27 protein-coding genes and 1 other RNA gene are annotated in these 25,814 nt (G+C 33.3%); 16 read left to right on the top strand and 12 right to left on the bottom strand.

Going from position 1 to position 25,814, the window contains the following annotated elements; genetic code table 11:
• Window positions 1–12: 12 nt before the first annotated feature.
• Window positions 13–534, bottom strand: coding sequence for a porin family protein (locus tag AC1EU5_RS09205; RefSeq protein ID WP_480192087.1), 522 nt, complete (start codon window positions 532–534; stop codon window positions 13–15).
• A 56-nt stretch (window positions 535–590) separates the two neighbouring features.
• Complete coding sequence (locus AC1EU5_RS09200; RefSeq protein ID WP_480192086.1) at window positions 591–1,184, bottom strand: porin family protein; 594 nt, start codon at window positions 1,182–1,184, stop codon at window positions 591–593.
• Window positions 1,185–1,241: 57 nt separating this feature from the next.
• On the opposite strand from AC1EU5_RS09200, the gene xerD reads away from it, so the two are divergent.
• Window positions 1,242–2,138 carry a site-specific tyrosine recombinase XerD gene (xerD, locus tag AC1EU5_RS09195; protein ID WP_480192085.1) on the top strand — a complete coding sequence of 299 codons (897 nt, stop codon included), beginning with the start codon at window positions 1,242–1,244 and terminating at the stop codon, window positions 2,136–2,138.
• Window positions 2,139–2,141: 3 nt separating this feature from the next.
• Here the strand turns inward: xerD and rny are convergent, their stop codons facing one another.
• The 4 genes from rny to AC1EU5_RS09175 all read right to left on the bottom strand — a co-directional run bounded on the left by rny (window position 2,142) and on the right by AC1EU5_RS09175 (window position 4,509).
• Window positions 2,142–3,710: a ribonuclease Y gene (gene rny / locus AC1EU5_RS09190; protein WP_480192084.1), complete on the bottom strand. Its 1,569-nt coding sequence runs from the start codon at window positions 3,708–3,710 to the stop codon at window positions 2,142–2,144.
• A 49-nt stretch (window positions 3,711–3,759) separates the two neighbouring features.
• Window positions 3,760–3,866, bottom strand: a non-coding RNA gene (ssrS, locus tag AC1EU5_RS09185) — 6S RNA.
• 51 nt (window positions 3,867–3,917) lie between these two features.
• A complete protein-coding gene (locus AC1EU5_RS09180; protein WP_480192083.1) occupies window positions 3,918–4,211 on the bottom strand; it encodes a cell division protein ZapA in 294 nt (97 codons plus the stop codon).
• 7 nt (window positions 4,212–4,218) lie between these two features.
• Entirely contained in the window at window positions 4,219–4,509 is a 291-nt protein-coding gene (locus AC1EU5_RS09175; RefSeq protein WP_480192082.1) for a hypothetical protein, read from the bottom strand.
• A 163-nt stretch (window positions 4,510–4,672) separates the two neighbouring features.
• On the opposite strand from AC1EU5_RS09175, the gene AC1EU5_RS09170 reads away from it, so the two are divergent.
• The 7 genes from AC1EU5_RS09170 to AC1EU5_RS09140 all read left to right on the top strand — a co-directional run bounded on the left by AC1EU5_RS09170 (window position 4,673) and on the right by AC1EU5_RS09140 (window position 11,881).
• Window positions 4,673–6,367 carry a M23 family metallopeptidase gene (locus tag AC1EU5_RS09170; protein ID WP_480192081.1) on the top strand — a complete coding sequence of 565 codons (1,695 nt, stop codon included), beginning with the start codon at window positions 4,673–4,675 and terminating at the stop codon, window positions 6,365–6,367.
• A gap of 11 nt (window positions 6,368–6,378) precedes the next feature.
• Window positions 6,379–8,832: a TonB-dependent receptor gene (locus AC1EU5_RS09165; RefSeq protein WP_480192080.1), complete on the top strand. Its 2,454-nt coding sequence runs from the start codon at window positions 6,379–6,381 to the stop codon at window positions 8,830–8,832.
• Between the two features lie 57 nt (window positions 8,833–8,889).
• Window positions 8,890–9,432, top strand: coding sequence for an RNA polymerase sigma factor (locus AC1EU5_RS09160; protein ID WP_480192079.1), 543 nt, complete (start codon window positions 8,890–8,892; stop codon window positions 9,430–9,432).
• Window positions 9,433–9,469: 37 nt separating this feature from the next.
• Window positions 9,470–10,090, top strand: coding sequence for a hypothetical protein (locus AC1EU5_RS09155; RefSeq protein ID WP_480192078.1), 621 nt, complete (start codon window positions 9,470–9,472; stop codon window positions 10,088–10,090).
• Between the two features lie 4 nt (window positions 10,091–10,094).
• Complete coding sequence (locus tag AC1EU5_RS09150) at window positions 10,095–10,541, top strand: sensor of ECF-type sigma factor (protein ID WP_480192077.1); 447 nt, start codon at window positions 10,095–10,097, stop codon at window positions 10,539–10,541.
• Between the two features lie 67 nt (window positions 10,542–10,608).
• Window positions 10,609–10,971 (top strand): DUF6515 family protein, encoded by a 363-nt coding sequence (locus AC1EU5_RS09145; RefSeq protein WP_480192076.1) that lies wholly within the window; start codon window positions 10,609–10,611, stop codon window positions 10,969–10,971.
• A gap of 91 nt (window positions 10,972–11,062) precedes the next feature.
• Entirely contained in the window at window positions 11,063–11,881 is an 819-nt protein-coding gene (locus AC1EU5_RS09140; RefSeq protein WP_480192075.1) for a sterol desaturase family protein, read from the top strand.
• On the opposite strand, the gene AC1EU5_RS09135 is transcribed toward AC1EU5_RS09140, so the two are convergent.
• Window positions 11,882–12,376 carry a hypothetical protein gene (locus tag AC1EU5_RS09135; protein ID WP_480192074.1) on the bottom strand — a complete coding sequence of 165 codons (495 nt, stop codon included), beginning with the start codon at window positions 12,374–12,376 and terminating at the stop codon, window positions 11,882–11,884. It abuts the gene before it with no gap.
• 120 nt (window positions 12,377–12,496) lie between these two features.
• Between AC1EU5_RS09135 and AC1EU5_RS09130 the strand changes: the two genes are divergently transcribed.
• The 5 genes from AC1EU5_RS09130 to AC1EU5_RS09110 are packed head-to-tail and all read left to right on the top strand — an operon-like array spanning window position 12,497 to window position 17,402.
• Window positions 12,497–14,443, top strand: a complete 1,947-nt coding sequence (locus AC1EU5_RS09130; RefSeq protein WP_480192073.1) for a BatA domain-containing protein — start codon at window positions 12,497–12,499, stop codon at window positions 14,441–14,443.
• Window positions 14,440–15,696 (top strand): dihydroorotase, encoded by a 1,257-nt coding sequence (locus tag AC1EU5_RS09125; protein ID WP_480192072.1) that lies wholly within the window; start codon window positions 14,440–14,442, stop codon window positions 15,694–15,696. The genes AC1EU5_RS09130 and AC1EU5_RS09125 overlap by 4 nt, the downstream gene beginning before the upstream one ends.
• 39 nt (window positions 15,697–15,735) lie before the next feature.
• Entirely contained in the window at window positions 15,736–16,065 is a 330-nt protein-coding gene (locus AC1EU5_RS09120) for a hypothetical protein (protein ID WP_480192071.1), read from the top strand.
• A gap of 60 nt (window positions 16,066–16,125) precedes the next feature.
• On the top strand, window positions 16,126–16,779 hold the full coding sequence (locus AC1EU5_RS09115) for an alpha/beta hydrolase (protein ID WP_480192070.1): 654 nt from the start codon (window positions 16,126–16,128) through the stop codon (window positions 16,777–16,779).
• Entirely contained in the window at window positions 16,758–17,402 is a 645-nt protein-coding gene (locus AC1EU5_RS09110; RefSeq protein WP_480192069.1) for a DUF2490 domain-containing protein, read from the top strand. The genes AC1EU5_RS09115 and AC1EU5_RS09110 overlap by 22 nt, the downstream gene beginning before the upstream one ends.
• A gap of 8 nt (window positions 17,403–17,410) precedes the next feature.
• Here the strand turns inward: AC1EU5_RS09110 and AC1EU5_RS09105 are convergent, their stop codons facing one another.
• On the bottom strand, window positions 17,411–18,259 hold the full coding sequence (locus AC1EU5_RS09105) for a phosphatase PAP2 family protein (RefSeq protein WP_480192068.1): 849 nt from the start codon (window positions 18,257–18,259) through the stop codon (window positions 17,411–17,413).
• 19 nt (window positions 18,260–18,278) lie between these two features.
• A complete protein-coding gene (locus AC1EU5_RS09100) occupies window positions 18,279–19,040 on the bottom strand; it encodes an MBL fold metallo-hydrolase (RefSeq protein ID WP_480192067.1) in 762 nt (253 codons plus the stop codon).
• Between the two features lie 86 nt (window positions 19,041–19,126).
• Between AC1EU5_RS09100 and AC1EU5_RS09095 the strand changes: the two genes are divergently transcribed.
• On the top strand, window positions 19,127–20,581 hold the full coding sequence (locus AC1EU5_RS09095; RefSeq protein WP_480192066.1) for a TonB-dependent receptor: 1,455 nt from the start codon (window positions 19,127–19,129) through the stop codon (window positions 20,579–20,581).
• A 141-nt stretch (window positions 20,582–20,722) separates the two neighbouring features.
• Here the strand turns inward: AC1EU5_RS09095 and bcp are convergent, their stop codons facing one another.
• Window positions 20,723–21,178 (bottom strand): thioredoxin-dependent thiol peroxidase, encoded by a 456-nt coding sequence (gene bcp, locus AC1EU5_RS09090; RefSeq protein ID WP_480192065.1) that lies wholly within the window; start codon window positions 21,176–21,178, stop codon window positions 20,723–20,725.
• Window positions 21,179–21,213: 35 nt separating this feature from the next.
• On the opposite strand from bcp, the gene AC1EU5_RS09085 reads away from it, so the two are divergent.
• Window positions 21,214–21,876, top strand: coding sequence for an endonuclease III domain-containing protein (locus tag AC1EU5_RS09085; protein ID WP_480192064.1), 663 nt, complete (start codon window positions 21,214–21,216; stop codon window positions 21,874–21,876).
• Window positions 21,877–21,898: 22 nt separating this feature from the next.
• Here AC1EU5_RS09085 and AC1EU5_RS09080 read toward each other — a convergent pair whose 3' ends face one another.
• Together AC1EU5_RS09080 and AC1EU5_RS09075 are read right to left on the bottom strand one after the other, a co-directional pair.
• Window positions 21,899–22,042 carry a hypothetical protein gene (locus AC1EU5_RS09080; protein ID WP_480192063.1) on the bottom strand — a complete coding sequence of 48 codons (144 nt, stop codon included), beginning with the start codon at window positions 22,040–22,042 and terminating at the stop codon, window positions 21,899–21,901.
• Window positions 22,043–22,102: 60 nt separating this feature from the next.
• The gene (locus tag AC1EU5_RS09075) at window positions 22,103–22,687 is read right to left on the bottom strand and encodes an RNA polymerase sigma factor (protein ID WP_480192062.1); all 585 of its coding nucleotides are present in this window, start codon (window positions 22,685–22,687) and stop codon (window positions 22,103–22,105) included.
• Window positions 22,688–22,948: 261 nt separating this feature from the next.
• Between AC1EU5_RS09075 and uvrA the strand changes: the two genes are divergently transcribed.
• On the top strand, window positions 22,949–25,729 hold the full coding sequence (uvrA, locus tag AC1EU5_RS09070; protein ID WP_480192061.1) for an excinuclease ABC subunit UvrA: 2,781 nt from the start codon (window positions 22,949–22,951) through the stop codon (window positions 25,727–25,729).
• The last annotated feature ends 85 nt before the right edge of the window (window positions 25,730–25,814 follow it).

The raw sequence follows: 25,814 nt of genomic DNA, 5'->3' as shown, positions 1-25,814 counted from the left end.
AAAAATATATTATTAATTAAATTTATATCCCACACCTAGTTGAAAGGTGCCTAGGTTGGTGTCAAAAAAGTTACGATCAGATAAATTGGCAAAACCAAGGTTATATCTACTTGTAAAAAACAAACCTATATCAACCAGTTCATATTCTGCACCTAGAGCAGCGCCAAAATCAAATGACTTAGTCGTATCTTCAATGAACTGATCGCCAGAAACACGAATACCAAGTTGCGGGCCAGCCTGTAGGCTTAAACCTTCAATAATATAATATTTACCTACTCCTACAACCCTAATAAAATTAGCTTCAAGATCCTCAGAACCTTCTCCAGAAAATATGATTTCTGGCTGAATATGAATATCATCTGTAATTGGTATATCGGCTATGCCTCCAACGTAAAAACTGACTCTTGGATCAGCATCAAAATCTTGTCCGAATTTTGAAATATTAAGTCCAGTCTTAACTCCAAAAGTAATGCCTTGAGCAGAAATATTAACACAAAACAATGCAATAGCTGCCGCTAAAATTAATTTTTTCATGGTAATTTAGAATTTAAGTTATACTGCAATTTAGGTAAAACTTCCAAATCTGACACTTAGTTAAATTTATAAATTAAACCTAATTGCAACATGTTTGTGCGTAGGCTAGGGTCAAGTGTTGGCAGGCTTTCCGTAATAGCTTCATCAATCCTGTTGTTCAACCCTATATTATATCTAGCCTCTATACCAAGCTTATTACTTATATCGTATCCAGCTCCAAATCCTAAACTATAACCTGCGCTATCTACAAAATCTTCAATATCATCTGGTATATCAAATACTAGGTCAAACTGAGGGCCTAATTGTACATTAAAACTATCAGCAACATAATATTTGAGCATCAATGGAACAATCAAAACACTTTCCCCCGCTCCATTGGCATATAATACTTCTGGTTGCACATTTAAACCATCAATAATCCTTACATCAACTAAAAAGCCAATATAAAAACCACCACCATCTAGAACCTCTAGGGCATTCTCATCAAAACCAAATACTTGCAAAACTGTACTTATATCTGCTCCATCTAAGGAGACGTTGGCATTCCCATAAAAAAGACCTCCGGCAACACCAAAACTTACCCTCTTTTGTGCTTCTACATTTGATAATCCGAAAAGGATAAAAACAAGAATGAGATATAATTTTTTCATGCGTTTAAATTTTAACTATTTTAACGGCAATATACCAAATAAGGCATTAAAGAATAGATGAACTGGCAGCAGACACTTAAAGAGTACCAATTATATTTGAAGATAGAACGAGGGTTATCACAAAATTCTATAGATAATTACAGTAGAGATGTGCAGAAGTTAATTAATTATCTTGAAGAAAATGAGATTAGCTTTAACCCCAAAAATATTGTTTCAGATACCATTCATCAATTCATTTATGAAGTGGCAAAACAGGTGAATGCCAGATCGCAATCTAGAATCATATCAGGTTTACGAAGCTTCTTTGACTACTTGATTTTTGAAGATATAAGAAGTGATAATCCCACTCAATTGATAGAAGCGCCAAAGATTGGTAGAAAACTTCCTGATACTTTGTCGCAAAAGGAAATAGATCAAATTATTAACCACATAGATTTAAGTCATCCTCAAGGGCAACGCAATAAAACAATTTTAGAAACTTTATATAGTTGTGGATTGCGAGTTACTGAATTAATTACACTGCAATTGTCTGATCTCTTTTTTGATGAAGGATTCATTCGCGTACTTGGCAAAGGAGATAAGCAACGTTTTGTGCCTATTAATTCACAAACGCAAAAATTGATTTTAATTTATATCAATCAGGTAAGAAATCACATTAGACCTCAAAAAGGTTTTGAAGACACCTTATTTTTGAATAGAAGAGGAAAACAGTTAACCCGCAATATGATCTTTTTGATTATTAAAGGCTTTACAGAAAAAGCGGGCATAAAAAAGAAGGTAAGTCCACATACCTTTCGGCATTCGTTTGCTACCCATTTACTGGAAAACGGTGCTGACCTACGTTCTATTCAACAAATGTTAGGTCATGAAAGTATTACAACAACTGAGATTTACATGCACTTAGATAAGGCCTTTTTAAAGGAAGTTGTAGAAAAATATCACCCTAGAAGCTAAGTACTATTTAGCAATATTAACAGCTCTCGTTTCGCGAATAACTGTAACACGTACCTGGCCTGGGTAGGTCATGTCATTCTGTATCTTTTGTGATATATTGAATGAAAGTTCTGCAGCTTTGATATCATCTATTTTTTCACTTTCAACTATCACACGTAATTCTCTACCTGCTTGAATAGCATAAGCTTTTTGAACACCAGTGAACCCAAAAGCAACATTTTCTAAATCCTTCAATCGTTGAATATAAGAATCTAATACCTGTCTTCTCGCTCCAGGTCTAGCTCCAGAAATGGCGTCGCAGACCTGAACAATAGGTGATATTAATGATTTCATTTCTATTTCATCATGATGAGCGCCAATGGCATTGCATACATCAGCCTTTTCTCCATATTTCTTAGCCCACTCCATGCCTAATAAAGCATGAGGTAATTCACTTTCCGTTTCAGGTACTTTACCTATATCATGCAATAAACCAGCACGTTTTGCCACTTTTGGATTTAACCCTAATTCAGCAGCCATTAATGCACATAAATTAGCCACCTCACGAGAGTGTTGCAGTAGATTTTGCCCATAAGAAGAACGGTATTTCATTCTTCCAACAACTTTGATCAGTTCAGGGTGTAGACCATGAATACCCAAGTCTATAACGGTACGCTTCCCAACTTCAATAATCTCTTGATTAATCTCTTTTTTTGTCTTGGCTACTACTTCCTCAATCCTTGCCGGGTGTATTCTACCATCCGTTACAAGCTTATGCATAGATAATCGTGCAATTTCCCTACGAATAGGGTCAAAACAAGAAAGGATAATCGCCTCAGGAGTATCATCCACAATAATCTCAACGCCCGTTGCTGACTCCAAAGCACGAATATTACGCCCTTCTCTACCAATGATTCGCCCTTTCACATCGTCAGACTCCAAATTAAATACCGACACGCAATTCTCAATAGTTTGTTCAACCCCTACTCTCTGTATCGTGTTTAAAACAATTTTTTTAGCCTCCTGTTGTGCAGTTAAGGTAGCCTCTTCCATTGTTTCTTGAATAAAAGCCATAGCATCAGTCTTAGCTTCCTCTTTAAGAGACTCTACTAACTCCTTTTTTGCATCTTCAGCAGAATAGCCAGAGATAACTTCTAACTGCTCCACCTGCTTTTTATGCATTTTTTCTGATTCTATACGCTTCTTTTCTAAAAACTCAAGCCTGTAATTATAGTCGTCTTCTTTCGCTTTAAGTGACTTATTAAGTTTGGTATTTTTATCTAGTTCTTGTGAAACCTTAGACTCTTTATCACGTATACGTTTTTCAGCATCAGAAGCTTTCTTATCTCTACTTAAAATTACTTTCTCGTGCTCAGCTTTAAGTTCAATAAATTTCTCTTTGGCTTGTAAGATTTTATCTTTTTTTAAGGCTTCACCTTCGGCTTTTGCTTCTCTCAAAATAGTAGAAGCTTGTTTTTTGGCTTCCTTCAGCATCATAGATGCTTTGTTTTTTTCAAGTATTTTTGCAATAACAAAACCAATTGCTGCACCTGCAACAATACTTATAATTATTGGCAGTATATATCCGTCCATCATTCAAATTTTATATATAAAAAAAGCCCACATTAGTTTGGGGTTTTATAAACTCCGAAATAACAAGTTTAGGGCTAACTAGTTGGTCAATAATCCGCACAATGCGGCACGCTTTAACAACTAAAACTCACCCTTTTTAATGAAATAATGTTGAGTTTATTAAACAAATAACTAATGTAGGCAGTAATTGTTTTTATTTTAAAGAACTTACTTGAGATGCGTATCTAAAATAGTATTCATCTCTTTTAATTTATGCTCAATTTTCGTTGCGTCTTGCGAATTAAATACACTTTTCACCTCCTGTAAAGATGCAAACTGCAAGGCACACATAGCTAACACATCTTGCTTGTCTCTTACCTCATAATTCTCTTCAAACCTTTTTATAAGGTCGTTTATCTTCTTTACCGCTTTACGAACACCTTCTTCTTCACCTTCACTTTTTATGGTTAGAGGGTAAACTCGATCTCCAATTGTAACTTTTATTCTAAGCTTTTCGTCCATCTAAAGTTTACTCTCCTAAGTGAGCTATGCATTTATCAATTTCACGTATTAACGCATTAATTTTTAACTTGGTTAAGTGTTTATCATCTTTGCTGCCTACAATTGCATTTGCAACTTTTAATGACTCGTATTCTTGTTGTATTTGAGTACTCGATTCTTTTTGAGATGACAACTCATTTAACAAATGATTACTTTTTTCTAACAATTGTTGATTTTCTATTTGCAACAATTCATATTTAGAAAGTAATTTACTTAGTTTATCCTGCAGAGAATCAACTATTTCTAAAACATTACTCATCAATACAAAGATTCTAAACCTTTTCAACAAATTTAAGATTACTGAGGCAATTAAACAACTGTTTTACTAATTTATGTTAATAACTCATTACAAATATTTGATTGTTAATGGCTTAATTTTTGATTTTAAATATTTAATTGCAATCATTAATTTATCGCGTATTATGGGGAGAATACTGGTACTTTTTCTATTTTTTTCAACACATTTTTATTCACATGCACAGGCTTCTTATCCAGCTGATTATTTTGAAAAACCGTTAGACATTCCTTTAATTCTGTCGGGCACTTTTGGCGAGTTGCGAAGCAATCATTTTCATTCAGGTCTTGATATTAAAACTCAAAAGAGAGAGGGGTTAAATGTCTATGCTTCTGCGGAAGGCTATGTGTCAAGAATAAAAGTATCACACTGGGGATACGGTAAGGCTCTATACATAACACATCCTAACGGATATGTTACGGTATATGGTCATTTAAAAAAGTTTGCTCCTAAGATAGAAGCCTATGTAAAAAAACACCAGTACCAAAAGGAAAGTTTTGAGATTCAGCTCTTTCCGGAAAAGGATGAACTTCAAGTTGAAAAGCAAGAAATTATAGCCTATAGTGGTAATACAGGCGGCTCTGGAGGTCCACATTTACATTATGAAATTAGAGATGCCAATGCAAAGCCCATAAACCCCATGTATTTTGGTATTGAAGTAGCTGACACCAAAGCACCTCAAATACGAGCTGCGGTGGCCTATTCTTTTGGCGATACATCTCATGTAAACAGGTCTAACAAAGTAAAAGAATTAATATTTAAAGTTCAAAAAGACGGAAGCTTACTGGCTAATACTATTGAAGCATATGGAACTATAGGCCTTGGCATTAATACCGTAGACAAACAGGATGCTGCACTTAACAATAATGGTATTTTTGATCTGAAAATGGAAGTAAATGGAACTACTGTTTATCAGCACACAGTAAACACGTTTAGCTTCAATGAAACGCGCTATCTAAATACACTTATTGATTTTGGAAGATATCGTAAAAAAAGACAGCGCATCCAAAAAACTTTTGTAGAGCCCGCAAATAAATTGAGCATATACAAGAACTTAAAACAGAAAGGTTTTCTTACTATAGAAGATGGTGCTTCTTATAATGTGAAGATTACAGCTACAGACTTTAAAGGCAATAGCAAAAGTTTAACGATACCAGTAAAAGGAAAGAAAGATTCTATTTATATTAAAAATGAGGTGAAAAAAACGCCTTATTATTTTAAAAGAAATGAGTTTAACAAAATTAATGATGGTAACGTTACAATTGCCTTTCCAAAGAATAGCTTTTATAACGATTTATATTTTGATTTCAAGCAAGAAAAGAATGTAGCAATTTTACATGATGACAGTGTGCCCTTACATAAAAGCTTTACGCTCACTTTTGATGTAACGGATTATCCAGCGGAAGACCTAGAGAAATTATTTATTGGCAGAATAAACAAAAAAGGTAGACCTATTTATTCAAGAACTAAAAGAAAAGAGAAGAAATTATATACATTAAATAAAACATTAGGTAATTACGGTTTATTTTCTGACAATCAGAGTCCTAAAATACGACCAATCAATTTTAAAGATAAGCAGTGGTTATCAAAATACAGATATCTTAAAGTAAGATTATCTGATGATCTTTCCGGCATCAAGTCTTATAGAGCAGAAATTGATGGGCAATGGATTCTAATGGAATACGATGCTAAAAATAGATTGTTACAATATGATTTTAACGACAAGGAGCTATCTGGCAATGAACACACACTAAAAATAATTGCAGTTGACAATGTTAACAATTCTAATACGTATATTGCGACATTTTTCAGAAAAGACTAAGTACTGAATTGTTGAAAACCCAGATTGCAATATTTTTCTTTCTCTTCTCAAGCTATTTAATTGCACAAACAGGAACTGTAAAAGGAGTAGTAAAGGATGAAAAAGGCCTACCTATTGAAAATGTAAATATTACTACAAGCGGTAAAGGCACAGTGACCAATAAAAACGGTGAATATCTCATGGTAATTGCGGCTGGAAAAAATCAAACCATTACATTCAGCCATATATCCTATAAGACTTACAATAAGCGCCTTAGAGTAGGTAAAAAAAGGGTAATACTTTTCTCGCCTACTTTATTCCTCAAAACTGAAAAAATTGACAGTGTAATCATAGAGAATAACCGTGATAAAGCTGAAGGGATAGATAAAATAGATATAAAAACCACTCAAAAATTGCCTAGTGCTAATGCCGGTATTGAGGGTGTATTAAAAAATATTGGTTTAGGTGTAAGTAGCAATAACGAATTAAGCACCCAGTACAATGTACGCGGTGGTAATTATGATGAAAATCTGGTTTATATAAACGGTATTGAAGTTTATAGACCCTTTTTAGTTCGATCTGGACAACAAGAAGGCTTAAGTTTTGTAAATCCAGATCTTACAAAGAATGTGAAATTTTCTGCTGGTGGTTTTCAAGCTAAATATGGTGACAAACTATCTTCTGTGCTGGATATTACTTACAGAAAACCTCAAGAGTTTAGTATTACTGCTAATGCCAGTTTTTTAGGTGCTAGCCTCACTATAGAAGATCTACTCTTTAACAAAAAACTCTCTGCGGTTATTGGCGGGCGTTATAGGAACAACACTTTGTTTGTTAATAGTAAAGATATTGAGACCAATTTTAAACCCAATTTTACAGATGTTCAAAGTTATTTATCTTATGAATTTTCCGAAAGATTTAGTTTAGATTTTTTAGGCAATTTTTCTTTAAATAATTATGAATATACACCTGTTACCAGACGAACTAATTTTGGTACCGTGGCAGATGCACAGGCGTTAGTGGTTGATTATGACGGTAGAGAAAAAGATCAATATCTAACATTGTTTGGAGCCCTTAAAGCAACTTATAGAGTAAATGATAATTTAGCATTTTCGTTCACTACCTCTACATATAATGCCCAAGAAGAAGAGTATTTTGATATTTTAGCCCAATATAGCATTGGAGAAGTGAATGCTGATTTTGGTAGTGACAACTTTGGCGATATTGAGTTTACACAAGCTATCGGCTCTCAGTTAGATCATGCTAGAAATGATCTAGATGCTTTAATTTCTAATGTGCAACTCAGGTCGGTCATTAGAAAAGATGAAAACCTTTTTGAAGTAGGAGTAAAATATCAAATAGAAGATATTAAAGACCGAATTATTGAGTGGCAAGTCATAGATTCTGCTGGTTTTTCAATAAGACCTCCTAATTTACTACCTCGTAATGATGAACCTTACGAGCCCTTTACCGGCCCTATTGTACCGTTTATAAGCACCCGTGGGTTTAATGAAGTAAAGACGAACAGAATTTCTGGATATGCGCAATGGAGTAGAAATTTCTTTATCAAAGATCATAAACTATGGGTCAATGCTGGTGTGCGAGCTCAAAACTGGGAAGTAACCGGAGATAATATTCAATCAGAAAGCCAAACTGTCGTAAGCCCAAGGTTTCAATTGGCCATTAAACCTGATTGGAAGCGAGAGATGCTTTTTAGAGCATCAGGCGGATATTATTATCAACCTCCGTTTTATAGAGAACTTAGAGATTCGTTGGGCATTGTGCGTCCTGAAGTCAAGGCACAAAAGTCTATTCATTTTGTTTTGGGTAATGACTATAGCTTTAAGCTATGGGGAAGGCCTTTTAAACTTGTTTCTGAACTCTATTATAAAAAACTGACTGATGTAAATCCGTTTACTATAAACAACGTGCAAATACGCTACCGAGCTAGGAACAATGCCGAAGCTTATGCTTTTGGCTTTGATAGTAGAATTAATGGAGAATTTGTACCTGGAACAGAATCTTATTTTACATTTGGGTACTTACAAACTAAAGAGAATATAGATAATAGAGGATATATCTCACGCCCTACTGATCAGCGCTTAAAGTTTGCCATCTTATTTCAAGATTATGTACCTAGTAATCCTAATTTAAAAATGTACTTAAACATGGTCTACAATACAGGGGTACCAGGAGGATCTCCTTCATATGCGGACCCCTATATTTTCCAAAATAGGTTAAAAGATTATTTTAGGTCAGATATAGGTTTAAGTTATGTACTTGTTGATCAAAAAAAGAAAGCTAAAGCTGACTGGCTCAAAAAATTTAAAGAACTTTCTTTTGGTATTGAACTCTTTAATATGTTTGATGTACAGAATACCATTACCAATACCTGGGTTCGCGATGTTTCCTCGCAAAACTCACTAGCGGTACCTAATTTTTTATCAGGTCGCGTCTTAAATGTAAGATTAAGTGCCAAATTCTAAAGCACTATTAAACCTTTTCTTTCGTTTATAGTCTTAGATTAAAAATTGCCGAATTAAGTGACTGAGGAATATGTACTTATTGCACAATTAAAGAATGCTAAAACGCAAGATCTGGCATTTAGAGAGCTTATGTCTCAATATAAAGAGCGTTTATATTGGCATATCCGCAAAATTGTGATCTCACATGATGATACTGACGATGTTCTTCAAAACACATTTGTAAAAGTGTATAGAAATATTGGCAATTTTAAGGCTGAGAGTAAATTGTATTCTTGGATGTATCGCATTGCCACCAATGAAGCTATAACATTTATTAAAAAACGCGCCAAAGAGCAACATGCTGATGTGAGCGAAATACAATATAAAATGGCAGAAAATTTAGAAGCTGATGTTTATTTTGATGGCGATGAAATCCAATTAAAATTGCAAAAGGCTATTGCAGCATTACCACAAAAACAACAGTTGGTTTTTAATATGAAATATTTTGATAATATGAAATATCAAGATATATCAGAAATACTGGAAACATCGGTAGGAGCATTAAAAGCTTCCTACCATCATGCAGTTAAAAAAATTGAAGTTATACTAACACAAACCTAGTTTAAACCTTTTAGTACTTTTACAGTCAAATGGATGAATGAAAGATAATAGTTTAGACATATTAAAAGAGAAAGGAAGCGGTTTTAAAGCTCCTGAAGGATACTTTAACACTGTTGAAGAGGATGTATTTGCCAAGCTAAAGACAGAAGCGTTTCCCAAAAGTGGTGGATTTAATATCCCTGAAGGTTATCTTGAGTCTATTGAAGGCTATGTAATCAATCAACTTGATGTAAAACCGAAAAAGGAATCCAATTTTGGTGTACCAGAAGCGTACTTCGATAACTTTGAGGATACAGTTTTTGAGCGCTTAAAAGCGGAAGAAGAAATTAATACACCTAAGGTAATCAACTTTAGAGAACGAATTTTAAAAATTGTAATACCAACAGCTGTTGCTGCATCATTACTATTATTTTTCTTCTTTCAATATTCAAATACTACTACTGAAAGTATAGACTGGAATACATTGGCAGACACTGAAGTTGAAAACTGGATAAATGACGATCTTATCTCTTTTAGTTCTTATGATATTGCGGAAATATTTGAAGATGTGAACTTAGAAGAAACCATTAATAATGACTTAGATTTTGAAAGTGAAGATGTAGAAGACTATTTAGATGGCACGGATGTTGAAAGTATATTACTAAATGATGAATATTAGTAGCATGAAAAAGATATTGACAATGATCATTTTTCTGTGTCTTATGTCTGCTCAGACCTTTGCACAAAAAAATGACAATGAGCGTATAAAGGCCTTTAAAACAGCTTTTATCACTAATGCGTTGGAGCTAACAGCTAAAGAAGCTGAAAAATTTTGGCCTATCTATAATCAATATGATGAAACTATACATAATGAACGTATAGTAAAGAGAAGACAATTAAACAGAAGAGCTCGTGCCAAAGGTGGTTTAGAAGGATTAAGTGAAGGTGATGCCAAACAATTATTAGAAGAATTGATTGAAATAGATTTCAATATAGCGAACGCAAAAAAACAATTACTTAAAGATTTAGAAGGTATTATTTCTTCAAAGAAAGTTTTTAAATTATTTAGAGCTGAGCAGAACTTTAATAAAGAATTATTGAAGCGTCTTAGAGCCAATAAACGAAAATAGTCTTTCTACTACAACAAAATAAATTGCTAAAATTTTCGTTCTTTCAGAAAGACCAAAAAATACCGAAATGAAAATGAAGAAGTTGATTTTAAGTTTTTTAGGCTTCGGAGCTTTGTTTAGCACCGCTAGCTTACAAGCACAAAAAGTTTCAGATAAGAGCAAGATTACCAAGTCTGAAACCATACAAACCAAAGAAAAAGAGATTAAAGAAGTTACACATAAAGGTGTTACATACTATATTTTTAATGGTATGTGGCATACCAAGTTAAAAAACAGATATGTGTTTAGAACCCCTCCAAAAGGTGTTGAAATAGACTTCAAACCCGAAGGTGGTCAATATGTTACTATGCACGGCAAAAAGTACTACAAATGCGCTGGTGTATTCTATAAAGAACTTAAAGATAATAACTACCGTGTAGTTAGAATCTAGTGATTATTTAAATGATTAAAGAACCTGCTTAAGGCAGGTTTTTTTGTATATACATATTTGTTATTTTTGTAAAATTCAAAAAATCAACACCTTGGAAAATTTTTTACTCTTTTTTGAACAAATGCCTTCTTGGCAAAAGCTGTTATGGATATTTGCATGCCTAAGTGTAAGTTGGGTATTTGAAGGAAGTTTTCCTTTGTTTAAGTTTGATTATAAAAAATGGCGGCATGATGGTGTTAACCTTATTTTTCTATCTACCAGTCTAATTATAAATATATTGTTTGGCTTAGCCACAGTAGGAGTTTTTGCATTTATTGCCACAAATAAATTAGGACTATTGCACTTATTTGAGTTGCCTATCTGGGTTGAACTTATAATAGCTATCCTTTTTTTAGATTTTGTAGCCCAATATATTGTACATTACTTACTACACCGAGTAAAGTGGATGTGGAAATTTCATATGATACACCACAGTGACACCAAAGTAGATGCAACAACGGGTACACGCCATCATCCTGGAGATTATGTGATACGAGAGCTATTTGCACTATTGGCGATTATTATTTTAGGAGCTCCATTTGCTTTCTATGTAGTATATAAAATAGCCACTATCTTTTTTACCTATTTCTCGCATGCTAATATCAATATGCCTGTATGGTTAGATAAGATATTAAGCACAGTATTTATTACACCAAATATGCATAAGTTTCATCATCATTTTGAACGCCCTTGGACGGACACAAACTTTGGTAATATTTTTTCTTTTTGGGATCGTATTTTTGGAACCATGGTGTATGATGATCCTAAGAAAGTAGTCTATGGTTTAGATGTGTTAGATGACAGTCTAGATGAAGATCTGGTCTATCAATTTAAAGTTCCTTTTGATAACACTATCAAAACTGACTACTAGTTATATTTTCTTTTTCTCTTTAGCTTCACGCTCTTCCCTCCTATTTGGAAAGTTTAATCCTGTACTATTGTACGTGCTACCATAGGTATATGCAGCTGTATAAACTTGTTGGATAGCATCTAATACCTGTGCTTTTTCAAGCTCCTTTAAAGGATGGATAAAAACAGACCACAATAAATCATCTGAAATAGCATATTTAACATCTAACGCAGTATGAAAATTAGCTTCCATCACTTTTAGCATATCTGTATAAGCTAGTTTCTTTTGCTCAACAATAGGTGACATTATGCGCATTCTGTTATTATTTTCATCTGTTATACAGATCAACAATCGGTCTTTGATCATAAATTGCCAATTTCCTTCCTTACCTCTTACGCTATCGGCAACAACATATATAATCTCATCAAGAATATTGTTATTCATATCTTGAGAAAAAACAGTTGATGAAGGAATAAATAACGATAAAACAACAGCAATTTTTAGCAATGTATTCATAATAGGATTTATAATTTTTGACTCAAAGTATGTGTATTCCTTACTAAGATACATTATTTTTAAATTCCTAATTTTTACTTCGCACATAAATTATTACTTTTGACAAATCTTAATTGAGCAATGCAATTCAAGCACCCGGAAATTCTTTATGCCTTATTTCTGCTCCTGATTCCACTCATTATCCATTTATTTCAATTACGAAGATTTGAGAAAGTAGCATTTACCAATGTTGACTTTTTAAAGAAGATAGAATTACAGACACGTAAAAGTTCAAAACTTAAAAAATTTTTAGTGCTTTTATCGCGATTATTATTATTTGCGACTCTAATTATTGCCTTTGCACAGCCTTATTTTAGTAATCTTTCAAAACATGAACAGCAAAATACCTATATCTATTTAGATAATTCATTTAGCATGCAGGCTAAAGGGCCCAGAGGCGAACTGTTTAAAAGGGCTGTGCAAGATATTATAGAAAGTAATCCTGATGCTACGAATATTAGCCTTTTTACCAATAATGCAGAATGGCATAATTTGGATGAAGAATTGTTAAAAAACAATCTGCTTTCTCTAGATTATTATCCTGTGCAACAGGATTTAAAATCTATTTTTCAAAAAATAAAAAACAAAACAGACAATTCTAAAAATGGTTTAAATACTGTTTTTTTAATATCTGACTTTCAGGATTATAAAATAAATAAAGAAATCCAAAAAGACACCTCACTTGCTTATAATATTGTACAATTGACTCCAAATAAGTTATCTAATGTTAGTATAGATAGTGTTTATATTGATAATCAAAATAATGAAACTATAACTGCAAAAGTTAAGGTTAAAAATCACTCAAAAAATGATGCCAATATTTCATTATCGTTATATAATGAAACGGTCCTTTTAGGCAAGTCTACTTTAGAAATTTTTAAAGAAGATAGTGCTGAAAGCACATTTTCTATTCCAAATAATGCTTTAATAAAGGGTAGGCTGATTATTTCAGAAGATAATATCACTTTTGATGATGAGTTGTTCTTTACAATTAATCAAGCTAAAAAAATAAATGTACTTAGTATTGGCAGTGACAATAGCTTTTTATCTAAAATTTTCACAGAAGATGAGTTCAATTTGAATGCTACAGAATTGAATACATTAGATTATAGTGTGCTTAGCAATCAAAACCTGATTATTCTTAATGAGCTTGAAAGCATTCCAAATTCATTAGTTAATACCCTGAAAGAAGCTCTGAAAAATGGGGTAGATCTTACTATTATTCCCCATAAGAATAGTCAAATTGCGTCATATAACAATTTGCTAAGTAGTCTAAATATTGGAGGTGTCACCGCTAAGGATGAGAACAAACTAAATATTACATCCATTAATTTTTCACATCCTTTTTTTAAAAATGTATTTGAAAAACAGATTGACAATTTTCAATACCCTTCAGTAAACACAAGCTTTAATACCACTTTACGAAATAGTTCACCTATCTTACAATTAGAAAATCAAGAACCTTTTGTCTCTCAAATAAATAGTAGTAATAATATTTATTTATTTTCTTCTGCCATCAGTAAAGAAAATTCAAACTTTAAAAATTCTCCCTTAGTAGTTCCTTTATTCTATAATTTTGGAAAATTAAGCTATGCCAATACCGCTTTAAATTACACCATAGGTAATGTCAATGAAATTGAAGTCAAAGCTTCTCTTTCTAAAGATCAAATTTTAGAATTAGCTTATGACGAAGAAAGTTTTATTCCAATACAACAGGTGGGCAATACATCCGTTAAAATCACTACTGAAGAACAACCCTTAAAAAGTGGATTCTATGATGTAAAGAGTAAGGAAAAAGTTCTAGAAAATTTAGCTTACAACTACAATAGATCAGAGAGTAGTTTAGAGTATGCAGATGTTCAAAGTTTATTTCAAGGTAAAAATATAAAACACTTTAACAATACTAAAGATGCCTTTACCAACTCATATGACGAATATAAAACTAGTAGTTTTTGGCACATATTTTTGTTACTATCACTACTATTTTTACTCACTGAAATTGGTTTATTAAAATTTATGAAACCATGAATATCTTCATAAAATCAGCCACCATAATAGATGAACGAAGTAATCTAAATGGTAAAACAAGAGATATACTTATTGAAAATGGGAAAATTTCTAAAATAGCCGCCAGGATTGAAAATCCAAAGCACTATAAAGAAATAAAATTAGAGAATTTACATGTTTCTTGTGGATGGTTTGACACCAGTGTTTCATTTGGCGAGCCTGGGTATGAAGAGCGTGAAACTATTAAAAATGGACTCGTAACAGCTGCAAAGAGTGGGTTTACGGCTGTGGCAGTAAATTCTAATACTTACCCATTTATTGATAGCAAAGCAACAGTTGATTTTTTGATTAACAGTGCAAAAAACAGTGCAGTTGAACTGTACCCAATTGCCAGCCTAACCAAAAAATCAAAAGGTCAAGAAATAGCTGAGCTTTACGATATGCAAAATGCAGGAGCAGTTGCTTTTGCAGATTATAATAAGGCTATAAGTAATGTCAATCTTATGAAGATAGCTCTACTTTATGCTCAAAATTTCAATGGCTTAATCATGAGCTTTCCTCAAGATAATACCATTGTTAATTCTGGAGTGGCCAACGAAAGTGAAATTACTATGAGCTTAGGCCTAAAAGGAAATCCCTCCTTAGCAGAAGAGTTGCGCATTGCTCGAGATTTGTTTCTTTTAGAATATACGGGTGGTAAATTACATATTCCAACGATTTCTACAGAAAAGTCAGTAAAATTAATAAAGGAAGCAAAGAAAAAAGGATTGGATGTAAGTTGTAGTGTAACTGCGCATCACTTATCACTAACTGATGAAGAACTCGCCTCTTTTAATGCTAATTTTAAGACCTTGCCTCCTTTACGTACTCAAAAAGATGTCAATACACTTAGAAGAGCCGTAAAAGATGGTACTATAGATATGATTACCTCTGATCATAATCCTATTGATATAGAAAATAAAAAACTTGAGTTCGAAAATGCGCTATATGGTACTATAGGTTTAGAAAGCCTTTTTGGCTCCTTAACACCACATCTATCACTTGAGAACATAGTAGACTGCCTTACAACAAACCCCAGAAGGCGTTTTGGATTAGAAGAAATCCAAATTAAAGAAGGAGAGAAAGCCAATTTAACATTGTTTAACCCCACAACGGAGTACACATTTACTGAAGAGCACATTCTATCTTCCTCAAAAAACGCAGCATTTTTGGGTAAAAAGCTTAGAGGTATTGTCTATGGAATTTTTACCAATAACAAGTTAGTGCTACACTAAATTTTGTAATTTTACCTCAACTAAATCAACTTTAAAATTATGGAAAACGTTACTGTAAAAGAAGGAAAACCTGCAGCTATCATAGCTTACTTATGGGCTATAGGTTTGGTTATTGCCTTTTTAATGAATAGCACAAAGAAAAACCCTTTTGCTTCGTTTCATATTCGTCAAGCTATTGGATTAATACTTATTCATTTATTGATACAAGTACTTGATAGGTTTTTAGGAATGGGTATTCTAACATGGATTTTCGATATTGGATGGCTTATCTTGGTCTTTTTAGGTATCTGGAGTGCTATTAAAGGTGAAGAGGAACCTGTACCGCTTTTAGGAGAACAATTTCAAGAATGGTTTAAAGGTATAGGATAAAACATTTTATAGGCTTATTTTTGAATCGTGCTATTTTAGCACGATTTTTATTTTTAGACTATGCAAGAATTATCTTTAGATTATTTAGTACGGTATCCGAAAAAACCTATTGAAAGTCCGCCATTGCTTATTTTACTGCACGGCTATGGAAGTAATGAACAGGATTTATTTTCCTTTTCAGAAGAATTACCTGACGAATTTTTGATCATCAGTGCAAAAGCGCCTTTAACAATAATGTCTGGAAGTTATGCATGGTATAGTATTTATTTTGATGCTTCAGATGGTAAATTCTCTGATGTTCCTGAAGCTAAAAAGTCAAGAGACCTGATTGCTAAGTTTATTGATGAAGTAAAGGAAAACTTCAGAGTAGATAAGAATAAAACGTTCTTATTAGGTTTTAGCCAAGGTACAATCTTAAGTTATGCTGTAGCACTGAATTATCCCGAAAAAGTAAATTATATTGTTGCCTTGAGCGGATATATTAATGATGAGTTATTACCAGAAAATCTAAATAAAGAGACTATAAAAAATCTTGATTTTTTCATATCTCACGGCTCAGTAGATCAGGTATTGCCTGTGGATTGGGGTAGAAAGGCAAAACCATTTTTAGATAATTTAGAAGTTCAAAATATTTATAAAGAATACCCAGTGGGGCATGGTGTAGCACCACAAAATTTTTATGATTTTAAACAATGGATAGAAGAACGGTTATGATCAAAAAATATCTTTTGTGTGTTCTTTTCTTAATGAGTACAATAACTATTGCTCAAAACGACAATATCAATTGGAGTTCTGTGCAGTTGCAAACTAAGCTCTCTGAGAAGATTACTTTTAATATTAAACCTATATTTAGGTTTAACGAAGATATTTCAAACTTTCAAAATGCCTCAATAGACATTTTCGCCAATTATAAGTTAGGTAAAGGGTGGTCAACACAATTAACTTCTAGAACCTGGTTTATACCCGATGAAAAACCACGTCAATTTATCTGGCCAGATATTGCTTATGGTTTTAGTTTAAAAGATATTAAAATAGACAATAGATTACGCTATCATTTGGCTTTAGACGTTAACGATCGTGAAGATCCTGACTTTATACGATGGAGCTTGCGTTTTATGTATAACAAAGGTAAAGTGAAACCTTTTTTTGGTATTGAACCCTGGTTTCGTTTAAATGGCGTAGAACAATTGCAAAGAGTACGTTATATGCCCGGTATAAATTGGAAACTAAATGACACTTATTCTCTATCATTTATTCTTTGGAAAGAAGAGAGCATTAATCTTGAACCAAAAGCAAGTAATAATATCTGGTTGTTGAATTTACTTATTAAAATTTAAGGTAAATTCTAAAAAGTTCCTACCAATCCTATTCTGTTTGCACCTACATTTAATCGCCAAGAGATTTTATTTTTCTTTTTGATCTGGTATTTATTATTATCCTTTAGATAATTATCTACGCTATTAACAACCACTACGCTAATAGCCATACTTAAGGCCACATCTGTTAACCAATGTGATCCTTCCCATAATCTGGAAACAGGCGAAATCATACCTACTGCATAAATAGGGGCTTTAACCCACCAACTGTCAAACTGCCGTGCAATGGCATGTGCCATAGTGAATGACAAAATGGTATGTCCACTAGGAAATGAATGATAGGCTCCTTCATTACTAAATGGCTCAAATGAACCCCTACCTTCAAGAGCCGTAGGTCTTGCCCTACCCACAACAGTTTTACTAATAGATTGTATGAGTCCGGCCACTGTTGCCGAAGTAACAATCAATACACCAGTATGTCGTATTTTTTCATTTCTAGTTAAGAGTCCCAGCCCATAAATACCGGCTGTAAGCATATAACTATTTTGAGGCGCACCAAAATACCAACCAAATTCTTGCAATATTTGCGGGGCATCTTCCTCTTGATTTATAAAATATTCAGAACTTTCTTCATCAAAAGTATATAGAATATAAGTTCCTAAAGCAATGCCTCCCAATGTTAAAAAATCATCACCTTGCCAATGTAAAGGTCTGGTGAATGCATGTTTAAAACCTCCAAAGGCAGTAACGCCATCATACTTCATCATTTGCCAAATGGTCTGCCTCTTAACAGAATCTTGTTCCTGTTCCTGAGCAGTCAGACTTAATGCGAAAAGAACAAGACAGGCTAACAGTATATTTTTTATAAATCTTATCATAAAATAATTAAAAGTAGTATTAAACGTTTATTTGAAGCCCATCGTATGCCAGATGAACATTTTTAGGAAGACTTCTCTCTACTTGGGCATGAAAACCCAATAAATGACTTATATGTGTAAGATAAGCCACTTTAGGTTGTATTTCTTCAATAAATGCAAGTGCTTCTTCTAAATTTAAATGTGTTGGGTGCGACTGAATACGTAATGCACTTAGTATCATCACGTCTAAACCTTCCAATTTTTCTTTTTCGTCATTTTCAATAGATTTAAAATCGGTTAAATATGCTAAATTCTCTACTCTGTATCCAAAAATAGGGATCTTTCCATGCATATACTCAACAGGTATTATTGTTTTATCTCCTAAAAAAAATGGCTTGTTATATACAATTTGAATGTCAGCCCTGGGCGCGCCTGGATACCGATTTACCTTTGTGAAAATATAGAAAAAACGCTGTTGCAGATTATCTGTCATACGTTCAGGAACAAACAAAGGAACATCTCCCATTCTATAAGCAAATTGACGTATATCATCTAAACCTGCAGTATGGTCAGCATGTTCATGTGTAAAGAGTATTCCATTGATCTCAGTTACCCTCTCACGCAACATTTGTTGCCTGAAATCTGGGCCGCAATCAACAATAAACCTATAAGCATCCCATTCAAGCATAATAGAGCTTCTTAGCCGCTTATCTCTGAGGTCATCCGATAGACATACTGGATGATCACTACCAATAACAGGAATTCCTTGTGAGGTTCCGGTACCTAGAAAAGTGACTTTCATTGCAAACATTTCGTCAAAAATAACGTTAAAAAATTTAATAAAAGTCAGTAATGTTAGTACATTTGTAATAATCAAAAAGCTATAAAATGTCTGTTACCCTCAAGGGAGATAAAGAAATAGAGAATATCCCCTCCATTAAACGAAAAGCACTCAGAATAAATCTTAATGATAATATTTATGGAACCTTTGCTGAGATTGGTGCAGGTCAGGAAACCGCACGTAATTTCTTTCGTTCTGGTGGAGCTTCGGGTACTATAGCTAAAGCGATGTCTGCTTATGACAAAGATTTCTCAGATGCTATTTATGGAATTGAAGAAGACAGACGCTATGTAACAGAAACACGCTTAAAGCGGATGCTTTCTCATGAGATTGAATTAATGGAAGATCGATTGAGTAGAGATAAGCATCCTGAAAAGTTATTTTTCACCTACGCAAATACAGTTGCCACAATTGATTTTGCAAAGAAATTTAAGGGACATGGCTGGGTAGGTATTAAATTTCAGTTAGATCCTCTTGAAGATTATAATGAAATAGTACTGCATATTCGTTTTAAACAAACCGAAGCGCGTCTACAACAAGAAACGCTAGGAACACTAGGCGTAAATCTTATTTACGGAGCTTTTTACATGTATGACAGACCAAAAGATTTACTAAAATCATTTTATGATCATATAGATAAAGATACCATAGAGATTGACATGATTAATTTCTCAGGACCAAGATTTATGTATGTAGATAACCGATTGATGAGTTTGCAATTGGTAAAAAATGAAATGACCAATGCTGTAATGTTTGGACCTGATGGAAATAACCTTTTACCGGCTCAGGAGTTATATAAGAAGAATATACTTGCGCTGCGTGGTAGTTTCAGACCTGTAACAAAGGTGAACATGGATATGTTTGAAAAGGCTCATAAAATGTTTCTAGCTGAAAAAACGGTTAATAAAGATAAATCACAAGTTATTTTTGAAATTACATTGGCTAATTTAAGAGCTGAAGGAAAAATAAACGAGCGTGATTTCTTAGATCGTGCCGAGTTGTTGTGTTCTTTAGGGCAAACAGTCATGATCACTAACTTTCAGGAGTATTATAAAATAGTTGAGTACTTCTCTGAATTTACAAAAGAACGTATGGCACTGGCCATGGGTGTTTATAACTTGGTACAAATATTTGATGAAAAATACTATAGACATTTAAGTGGAGGCATTTTAGAGGCCTTTGGTAAATTGTTCTTTAAAGACTTAAAAGTGTACCTATATCCATTAAAAGATCAAGAAAGTGGTGAGTTTATTACCAGTGAAAACCTCAAAGTACACCCTCGCATGAAAGAATTGTACAAATTCTTTAAGTACAATGGTAAAATGCTTGATATTGAAGACTTTAACCCTGATATTTTAGATATTTTTTCTAGAAAAGCATTGCAAATGATCTCAGAAGGTGAAGAAGGTTGGGAAGATATGTTACCCGATGGTGTAGCTGACATTATTAAAGATCATCGACTCTTTGGATTCTCTAGAAGAAGATTGGTTGGGAAACGATAAGATAAAAAAAAGGCTATCTGAAAAGCCAAAAAAATAAAATTTGTCATTCTGAGCCTGTCGAAGAATCTTAATTATCAACATGTTAGATATTTCGACAGGCTCAATATGACATTAAAATTTACCTTTCAGACAGCCTCTTTTTTATTCGCTCAAAATTTGAGACGTATGTTCCTTAGTTTTAACTTTTAAAATGATATCTTCAATCACACCATTTTCATCAATTACAAATGTTGTGCGGTGAATACCGTCAAACTCTCTACCCATAAACTTTTTAGGTCCCCAAACACCATAGGCTTCAATTACTTCTTTATCCACATCTGCTAATAATGGAAAAGGGAAATCGTGTTTGTTAATCCAATTTTGTTGCTTTCTGGCCGTATCAGCGCTGACACCCAGCAACTCATATCCTTGCGATTGAAATCTTTGATAATTATCACGTAGATTGCACGCTTCTTTGGTACAACCTTCAGTATTTGCTTTAGGGTAAAAAAATAAAACTAGTTTTTTACCTTTATAATCCTCTAATTTTCTGGTTACTCTGGAGTTATCGCTTACTGCAAAATCAGGTGCTCTATCTCCTATTTTTAATGTTGTCATTATTTGTATTTTTAGCTTCGCTAAGGTACTAACTTATGACAAAAAGAGAACGTGTAGATTTCATTATAAAAACGTTAAATGAATTATTTCCTAATCCACCTATTCCTTTAGATCACAAAGACCCATATACTTTATTGATATCTGTACTGCTATCTGCTCAAAGTACAGATGCAAGGGTAAATACCATTACCCCATTGTTATTTGCAAGAGCTGATAATCCATATGATATGGTAAAACTAAGTGTAGATGAGATTAGGGAAATCATAAAACCTGTGGGCTTATCACCTATGAAATCAAAAGGTATTTATGGGCTTTCAAAAATTTTGATAGAAAAATATAATGGAAAGGTTCCTGCGGATATTGATGCTTTGGAAGAATTACCAGCTGTTGGTCATAAAACGGCATCTGTAGTAATGAGTCAGGCATTTGGAGTACCTTCTTTTCCTGTAGATACTCATATTCATCGATTAATGTATCGCTGGAATCTAAGTAATGGTAAGAATGTTGTACAAACAGAAAAGGATGCAAAACGTCTCTTTCCTAAAGAAACCTGGAATATATTGCATCTTCAAATTATCTATTATGGTCGTGCATATTCTCCAGCAAGGGGCTGGAATTTGGAAGACGATATTATTACAAAGACAGTTGGGAGGAAAAGTGTGATTGAAGAGTATTATAAAAATAAGAAAGGCTCCTGAATAAATCAGGAGCCTTTCTTAACTAATTCAAATGTAACATAATTGGTTTTCTTTTTTTACTCTTAACTACTGTAAATGACTTAGAGTAGTTAAGTAAAAATGAAACCGTTTCTTTTTTAGGGGCGAGTTCCTCATTGAGCAACTCTTCAGAGTAAAATTTTTCCATAAAAATTCTTTATTTGTTGGGGGTTAATGTATAAAGAACGTGGAAAAACTTACTTTATTGTTAATTTGTTAAAATTATTTTATTCTTCTCAATAACCTTTCTCAAATTAATTAATGCATAACGCATTCTACCCAGTGCAGTATTAATACTAACACCTGTCTGCTCAGAGATCTCTTTAAAACTCATATCTCTGTAAATACGCATCATTAATACTTCTTTTTGATCTTCAGGTAATTCATCTACAAGATTACGAACATCCATATGGATTTGCTCTTTGATCATTGACTTTTCAACATTTAAAGATGAATCACTTAGTACTGAAAAAATATCAAACTCCTCAGTATTCTTGAATGAAGGCATTCTGTTATCTTTTCTAAAATGATCAATTACCAAGTTGTGCGCTATACGCATCACCCAAGGTAAAAACTTACCTTCTTCATTGTAACTACCACGCTTAAGCGTATTAATTACTTTGATGAAAGTATCTTGAAAAATATCTTCAGAGATATCTCTATCAAGAACTTTAGAATAAATAAAGCTGTAAATTCGTTGTTTGTGACGGTTGATTAAAATTTCTAATGAACGCTCACTTCCAGCAATGTAGTTACTAACTAAAACACTGTCGTTTAATTGATTGATTTGCATAATTCCCTTTTTTTTATAACGAAGCTATGAGACTTCTTTGTTAATTATAAAAGTAGAACTATACTATAAGCGAAAATTTTAAATTTAAGAGGGGAAACTAGTTCCTTTTTGTTTTTAGCCACTATGAGATGACCGATGCAAATATAAAACCAAACTTTTTAATTAAACAAGTTTTTTTCAAAAAAATTTTATTTAACCCTTAATTTTTTTTCAGAAATTAAGTAAGTATCTTTGCATTTATTCATATTTTAAAGGGCTTCCGTGAAGATAGACAACTTAGATCCAAAAGAGTATATTATTATAAAAGGAGCGGCATTGCACAACCTAAAAAGCATAAACGTCGCCATTCCTAGAAACAAATTAGTAGTTATAACCGGCTTATCTGGCTCTGGAAAATCAAGTCTAGCCTTTGATACTTTGTATGCAGAAGGGCAACGAAGATATGTAGAAAGTCTTTCATCATATGCGCGTCAGTTTTTAGGAAAATTGAATAAGCCCAAAGTAGAATATATTAAAGGAATTGCACCAGCCATTGCGATTGAACAAAAAGTTAATAGTACCAATCCTCGCTCTACTGTTGGAACATCAACCGAGATTTATGATTATCTAAAGTTATTGTATGCACGTATTGGCAGAACCTACTCTCCTATTTCTGGTCATGAAATCAAAAAACATCAGGTTACAGATGTTATAGAGCATATAAAATCTTTTGAGCAAGGTGCCAAACTGTTATTGTTAGCTCCTATTGTATTAGATAATGGCCGTAAACTAGATAAAGTTCTGGAGTTGCTAGCTCAACAAGGCTATTCAAGGATTAAAGTAAATGATGATGTTCTCAGGATTGACGATTACGCGGTAAATAAAAAGGATAAACTCTTTTTAGTAGTTGACAGAATCGTTGTAAAAAAAGATGAAGATTTCTTTAACCGAATAGCAGATTCTGTTCAAACGGCTTTTTTTGAAGGTAAAGGAGAATGTATTATTGAAAGTTTATCTGATAACCAACAAAAAATATTCAATAGTAGATTTGAACTGGATGGGATGACCTTTTTAGAACCTAATGTGCATCTATTCAGTTTTAACAATCCTTATGGCGCATGCCCTTCTTGTGAAGGTTATGGTAATATTATAGGTATAGACCAAGACCTGGTGATTCCAAATACATCGTTATCGATCTATGATAATGCTGTAGTGCCATGGAAATCAGAATCGTTTGCAGAATATAAAGATGCATTGGTGGATAATGCTTTTAAGTTTAATTTTCCAATTCATAAACCTTATTATGAGCTTACCGAAGAGCAAAAACAATTGCTTTGGGAAGGCAATGACTATTTTCACGGATTGCATACCTTCTTTAAACATCTAGAAGAAAAAACGTATAAAATTCAATATCGTGTGATGCTTTCTCGTTATCGTGGCAAAACAAAATGTACCACATGTCATGGCAAACGATTGCGTGAAGAAGTTAACTACGTAAAAATTGGTGGTAAAACCATTACTGATTTAATTGAATTACCTATCAATGAAGTTTCAGAGTTTTTTCAAAAGTTGCAACTTTCTGAACATGATTTAAAGATTGCTAAACGATTACTAAAAGAAATCAATAGTAGACTACAATTCTTAATGGACGTTGGTCTGAGCTATTTGACCTTGAATAGGGCTTCCAATACTTTATCAGGGGGCGAAAGTCAACGTATCAATCTGGCCACCTCACTAGGCAGTAGTCTTGTAGGCTCTATGTATATTTTAGACGAACCAAGTATAGGTTTGCACTCCAGAGACACGGAACGACTCATAAAAGTTCTTAAAGGCTTACGTGATTTAGGAAATACAGTGATTGTAGTTGAACATGATGAAGATATTATGAAAGCCGCTGATCATATTATTGATATAGGTCCTGAAGCAGGTACTTTTGGCGGTGAGCTTGTTGCTGAAGGTAATTTTAAGGATATCTTAAAAAAGAAAACATTAACCGCTGGTTACTTAAATGAGAGTTTACAAATTGAAGTGCCCAAAAAACGGAAAGCTTCTAAAAAATTCATAGAAATAAAAGGGGCCCGTGAGCATAACTTGAAAAATATTGATGTAAAATTCCCATTAAACACCTTAACCGTTGTTACCGGTGTATCCGGAAGTGGCAAGAGTACATTAATAAGAGAAATATTATATCCTGCCCTACAGAAAAAGTTATTCAATTATGGAAATAAACCAGGGCAATTTACTGAGTTAAACGGCGAAATCTCTGCAATTAGCAACATTGAATTTGTTGATCAAAACCCCATAGGAAGGTCTAGTAGATCAAATCCGGTAACCTACATCAAAGCCTATGATGATATTAGAGCATTATTCACAATACAAAAGTTAGCGAAGTTAAGAGGGTATAAAGCCAAACACTTTTCATTTAATGTAGATGGAGGGCGCTGTGAAACCTGTAAAGGTGATGGAAAAGTAGTTATAGGAATGCAGTTTATGGCAGATGTACATCTTACTTGCGAAACTTGTGGAGGTAAACGTTTTAAGAAAGAAATCTTAGAAGTAAAATTTGAGACAAAATCTATTGATGATGTATTACGTTTGACAATTGACGAAGCTATCGCATTTTTTAAAGAAAACGAACAAAAGAAAATTGTTAATAGGCTTCAACCTCTTCAAGATGTTGGGCTGGGCTATGTGCAGCTAGGGCAATCCTCCTCTACTCTTTCGGGTGGTGAAGCGCAGCGCATTAAACTGGCTTCTTTCCTTGTAAAAGGATCTACAAAAGATAAAACTCTATTTATTTTTGATGAACCTACCACAGGATTGCACTTTCACGATATTAAAAAATTATTGGCTTCTTTCAATGCTTTATTAGATAAAGGGCATTCTATTATTGTCATTGAACATAATATTGACCTTATTAAATGTGCAGACTATATTATAGATTTAGGAAAAGAAGGAGGTAAATATGGTGGTTCTCTTTTATTTGAAGGCACTCCGGAAGAATTGATCAATTCAAAAGAATCGTATACCGCTAAGTATTTAAAAGAAAAGTTATTAGTATAAAAAAACCGAAGGAGTTGCTTCGGTTTTTCTTTATAAATTTTTCAGGTCTGTCATCCTGAACTTGATTCAGGATCCATTTTTGATA

Source organism: Maritimimonas sp. 2405UD52-3 (assembly GCF_056591715.1).
The sequence above is the reverse complement of the archived record's forward strand: the minus strand, read 5'-3'. Positions and strand labels throughout refer to the sequence as shown.

Coding starts and splice junctions, on each gene's coding strand:
- AC1EU5_RS09095 (WP_480192066.1), top strand. CDS start 19,127: ATGTCTGTTACCCTCAAGGGAGATAAAGAAATAGAGAATATCCCCTCC.
- AC1EU5_RS09125 (WP_480192072.1), top strand. CDS start 14,440: ATGAATATCTTCATAAAATCAGCCACCATAATAGATGAACGAAGTAAT.
- bcp (WP_480192065.1), bottom strand. CDS start 21,178: ATGACAACATTAAAAATAGGAGATAGAGCACCTGATTTTGCAGTAAGC.
- AC1EU5_RS09180 (WP_480192083.1), bottom strand. CDS start 4,211: ATGGACGAAAAGCTTAGAATAAAAGTTACAATTGGAGATCGAGTTTAC.
- AC1EU5_RS09115 (WP_480192070.1), top strand. CDS start 16,126: ATGCAAGAATTATCTTTAGATTATTTAGTACGGTATCCGAAAAAACCT.
- rny (WP_480192084.1), bottom strand. CDS start 3,710: ATGGACGGATATATACTGCCAATAATTATAAGTATTGTTGCAGGTGCA.
- AC1EU5_RS09080 (WP_480192063.1), bottom strand. CDS start 22,042: ATGGAAAAATTTTACTCTGAAGAGTTGCTCAATGAGGAACTCGCCCCT.
- AC1EU5_RS09155 (WP_480192078.1), top strand. CDS start 9,470: ATGAAAGATAATAGTTTAGACATATTAAAAGAGAAAGGAAGCGGTTTT.
- AC1EU5_RS09205 (WP_480192087.1), bottom strand. CDS start 534: ATGAAAAAATTAATTTTAGCGGCAGCTATTGCATTGTTTTGTGTTAAT.
- AC1EU5_RS09130 (WP_480192073.1), top strand. CDS start 12,497: ATGCAATTCAAGCACCCGGAAATTCTTTATGCCTTATTTCTGCTCCTG.
- AC1EU5_RS09105 (WP_480192068.1), bottom strand. CDS start 18,259: ATGATAAGATTTATAAAAAATATACTGTTAGCCTGTCTTGTTCTTTTC.
- AC1EU5_RS09170 (WP_480192081.1), top strand. CDS start 4,673: ATGGGGAGAATACTGGTACTTTTTCTATTTTTTTCAACACATTTTTAT.
- AC1EU5_RS09110 (WP_480192069.1), top strand. CDS start 16,758: ATGGATAGAAGAACGGTTATGATCAAAAAATATCTTTTGTGTGTTCTT.
- AC1EU5_RS09145 (WP_480192076.1), top strand. CDS start 10,609: ATGAAAATGAAGAAGTTGATTTTAAGTTTTTTAGGCTTCGGAGCTTTG.
- AC1EU5_RS09150 (WP_480192077.1), top strand. CDS start 10,095: ATGAAAAAGATATTGACAATGATCATTTTTCTGTGTCTTATGTCTGCT.
- AC1EU5_RS09075 (WP_480192062.1), bottom strand. CDS start 22,687: ATGCAAATCAATCAATTAAACGACAGTGTTTTAGTTAGTAACTACATT.
- AC1EU5_RS09135 (WP_480192074.1), bottom strand. CDS start 12,376: ATGAATACATTGCTAAAAATTGCTGTTGTTTTATCGTTATTTATTCCT.
- AC1EU5_RS09085 (WP_480192064.1), top strand. CDS start 21,214: ATGACAAAAAGAGAACGTGTAGATTTCATTATAAAAACGTTAAATGAA.
- xerD (WP_480192085.1), top strand. CDS start 1,242: ATGAACTGGCAGCAGACACTTAAAGAGTACCAATTATATTTGAAGATA.
- AC1EU5_RS09100 (WP_480192067.1), bottom strand. CDS start 19,040: ATGAAAGTCACTTTTCTAGGTACCGGAACCTCACAAGGAATTCCTGTT.
- AC1EU5_RS09200 (WP_480192086.1), bottom strand. CDS start 1,184: ATGAAAAAATTATATCTCATTCTTGTTTTTATCCTTTTCGGATTATCA.
- AC1EU5_RS09120 (WP_480192071.1), top strand. CDS start 15,736: ATGGAAAACGTTACTGTAAAAGAAGGAAAACCTGCAGCTATCATAGCT.
- AC1EU5_RS09175 (WP_480192082.1), bottom strand. CDS start 4,509: ATGAGTAATGTTTTAGAAATAGTTGATTCTCTGCAGGATAAACTAAGT.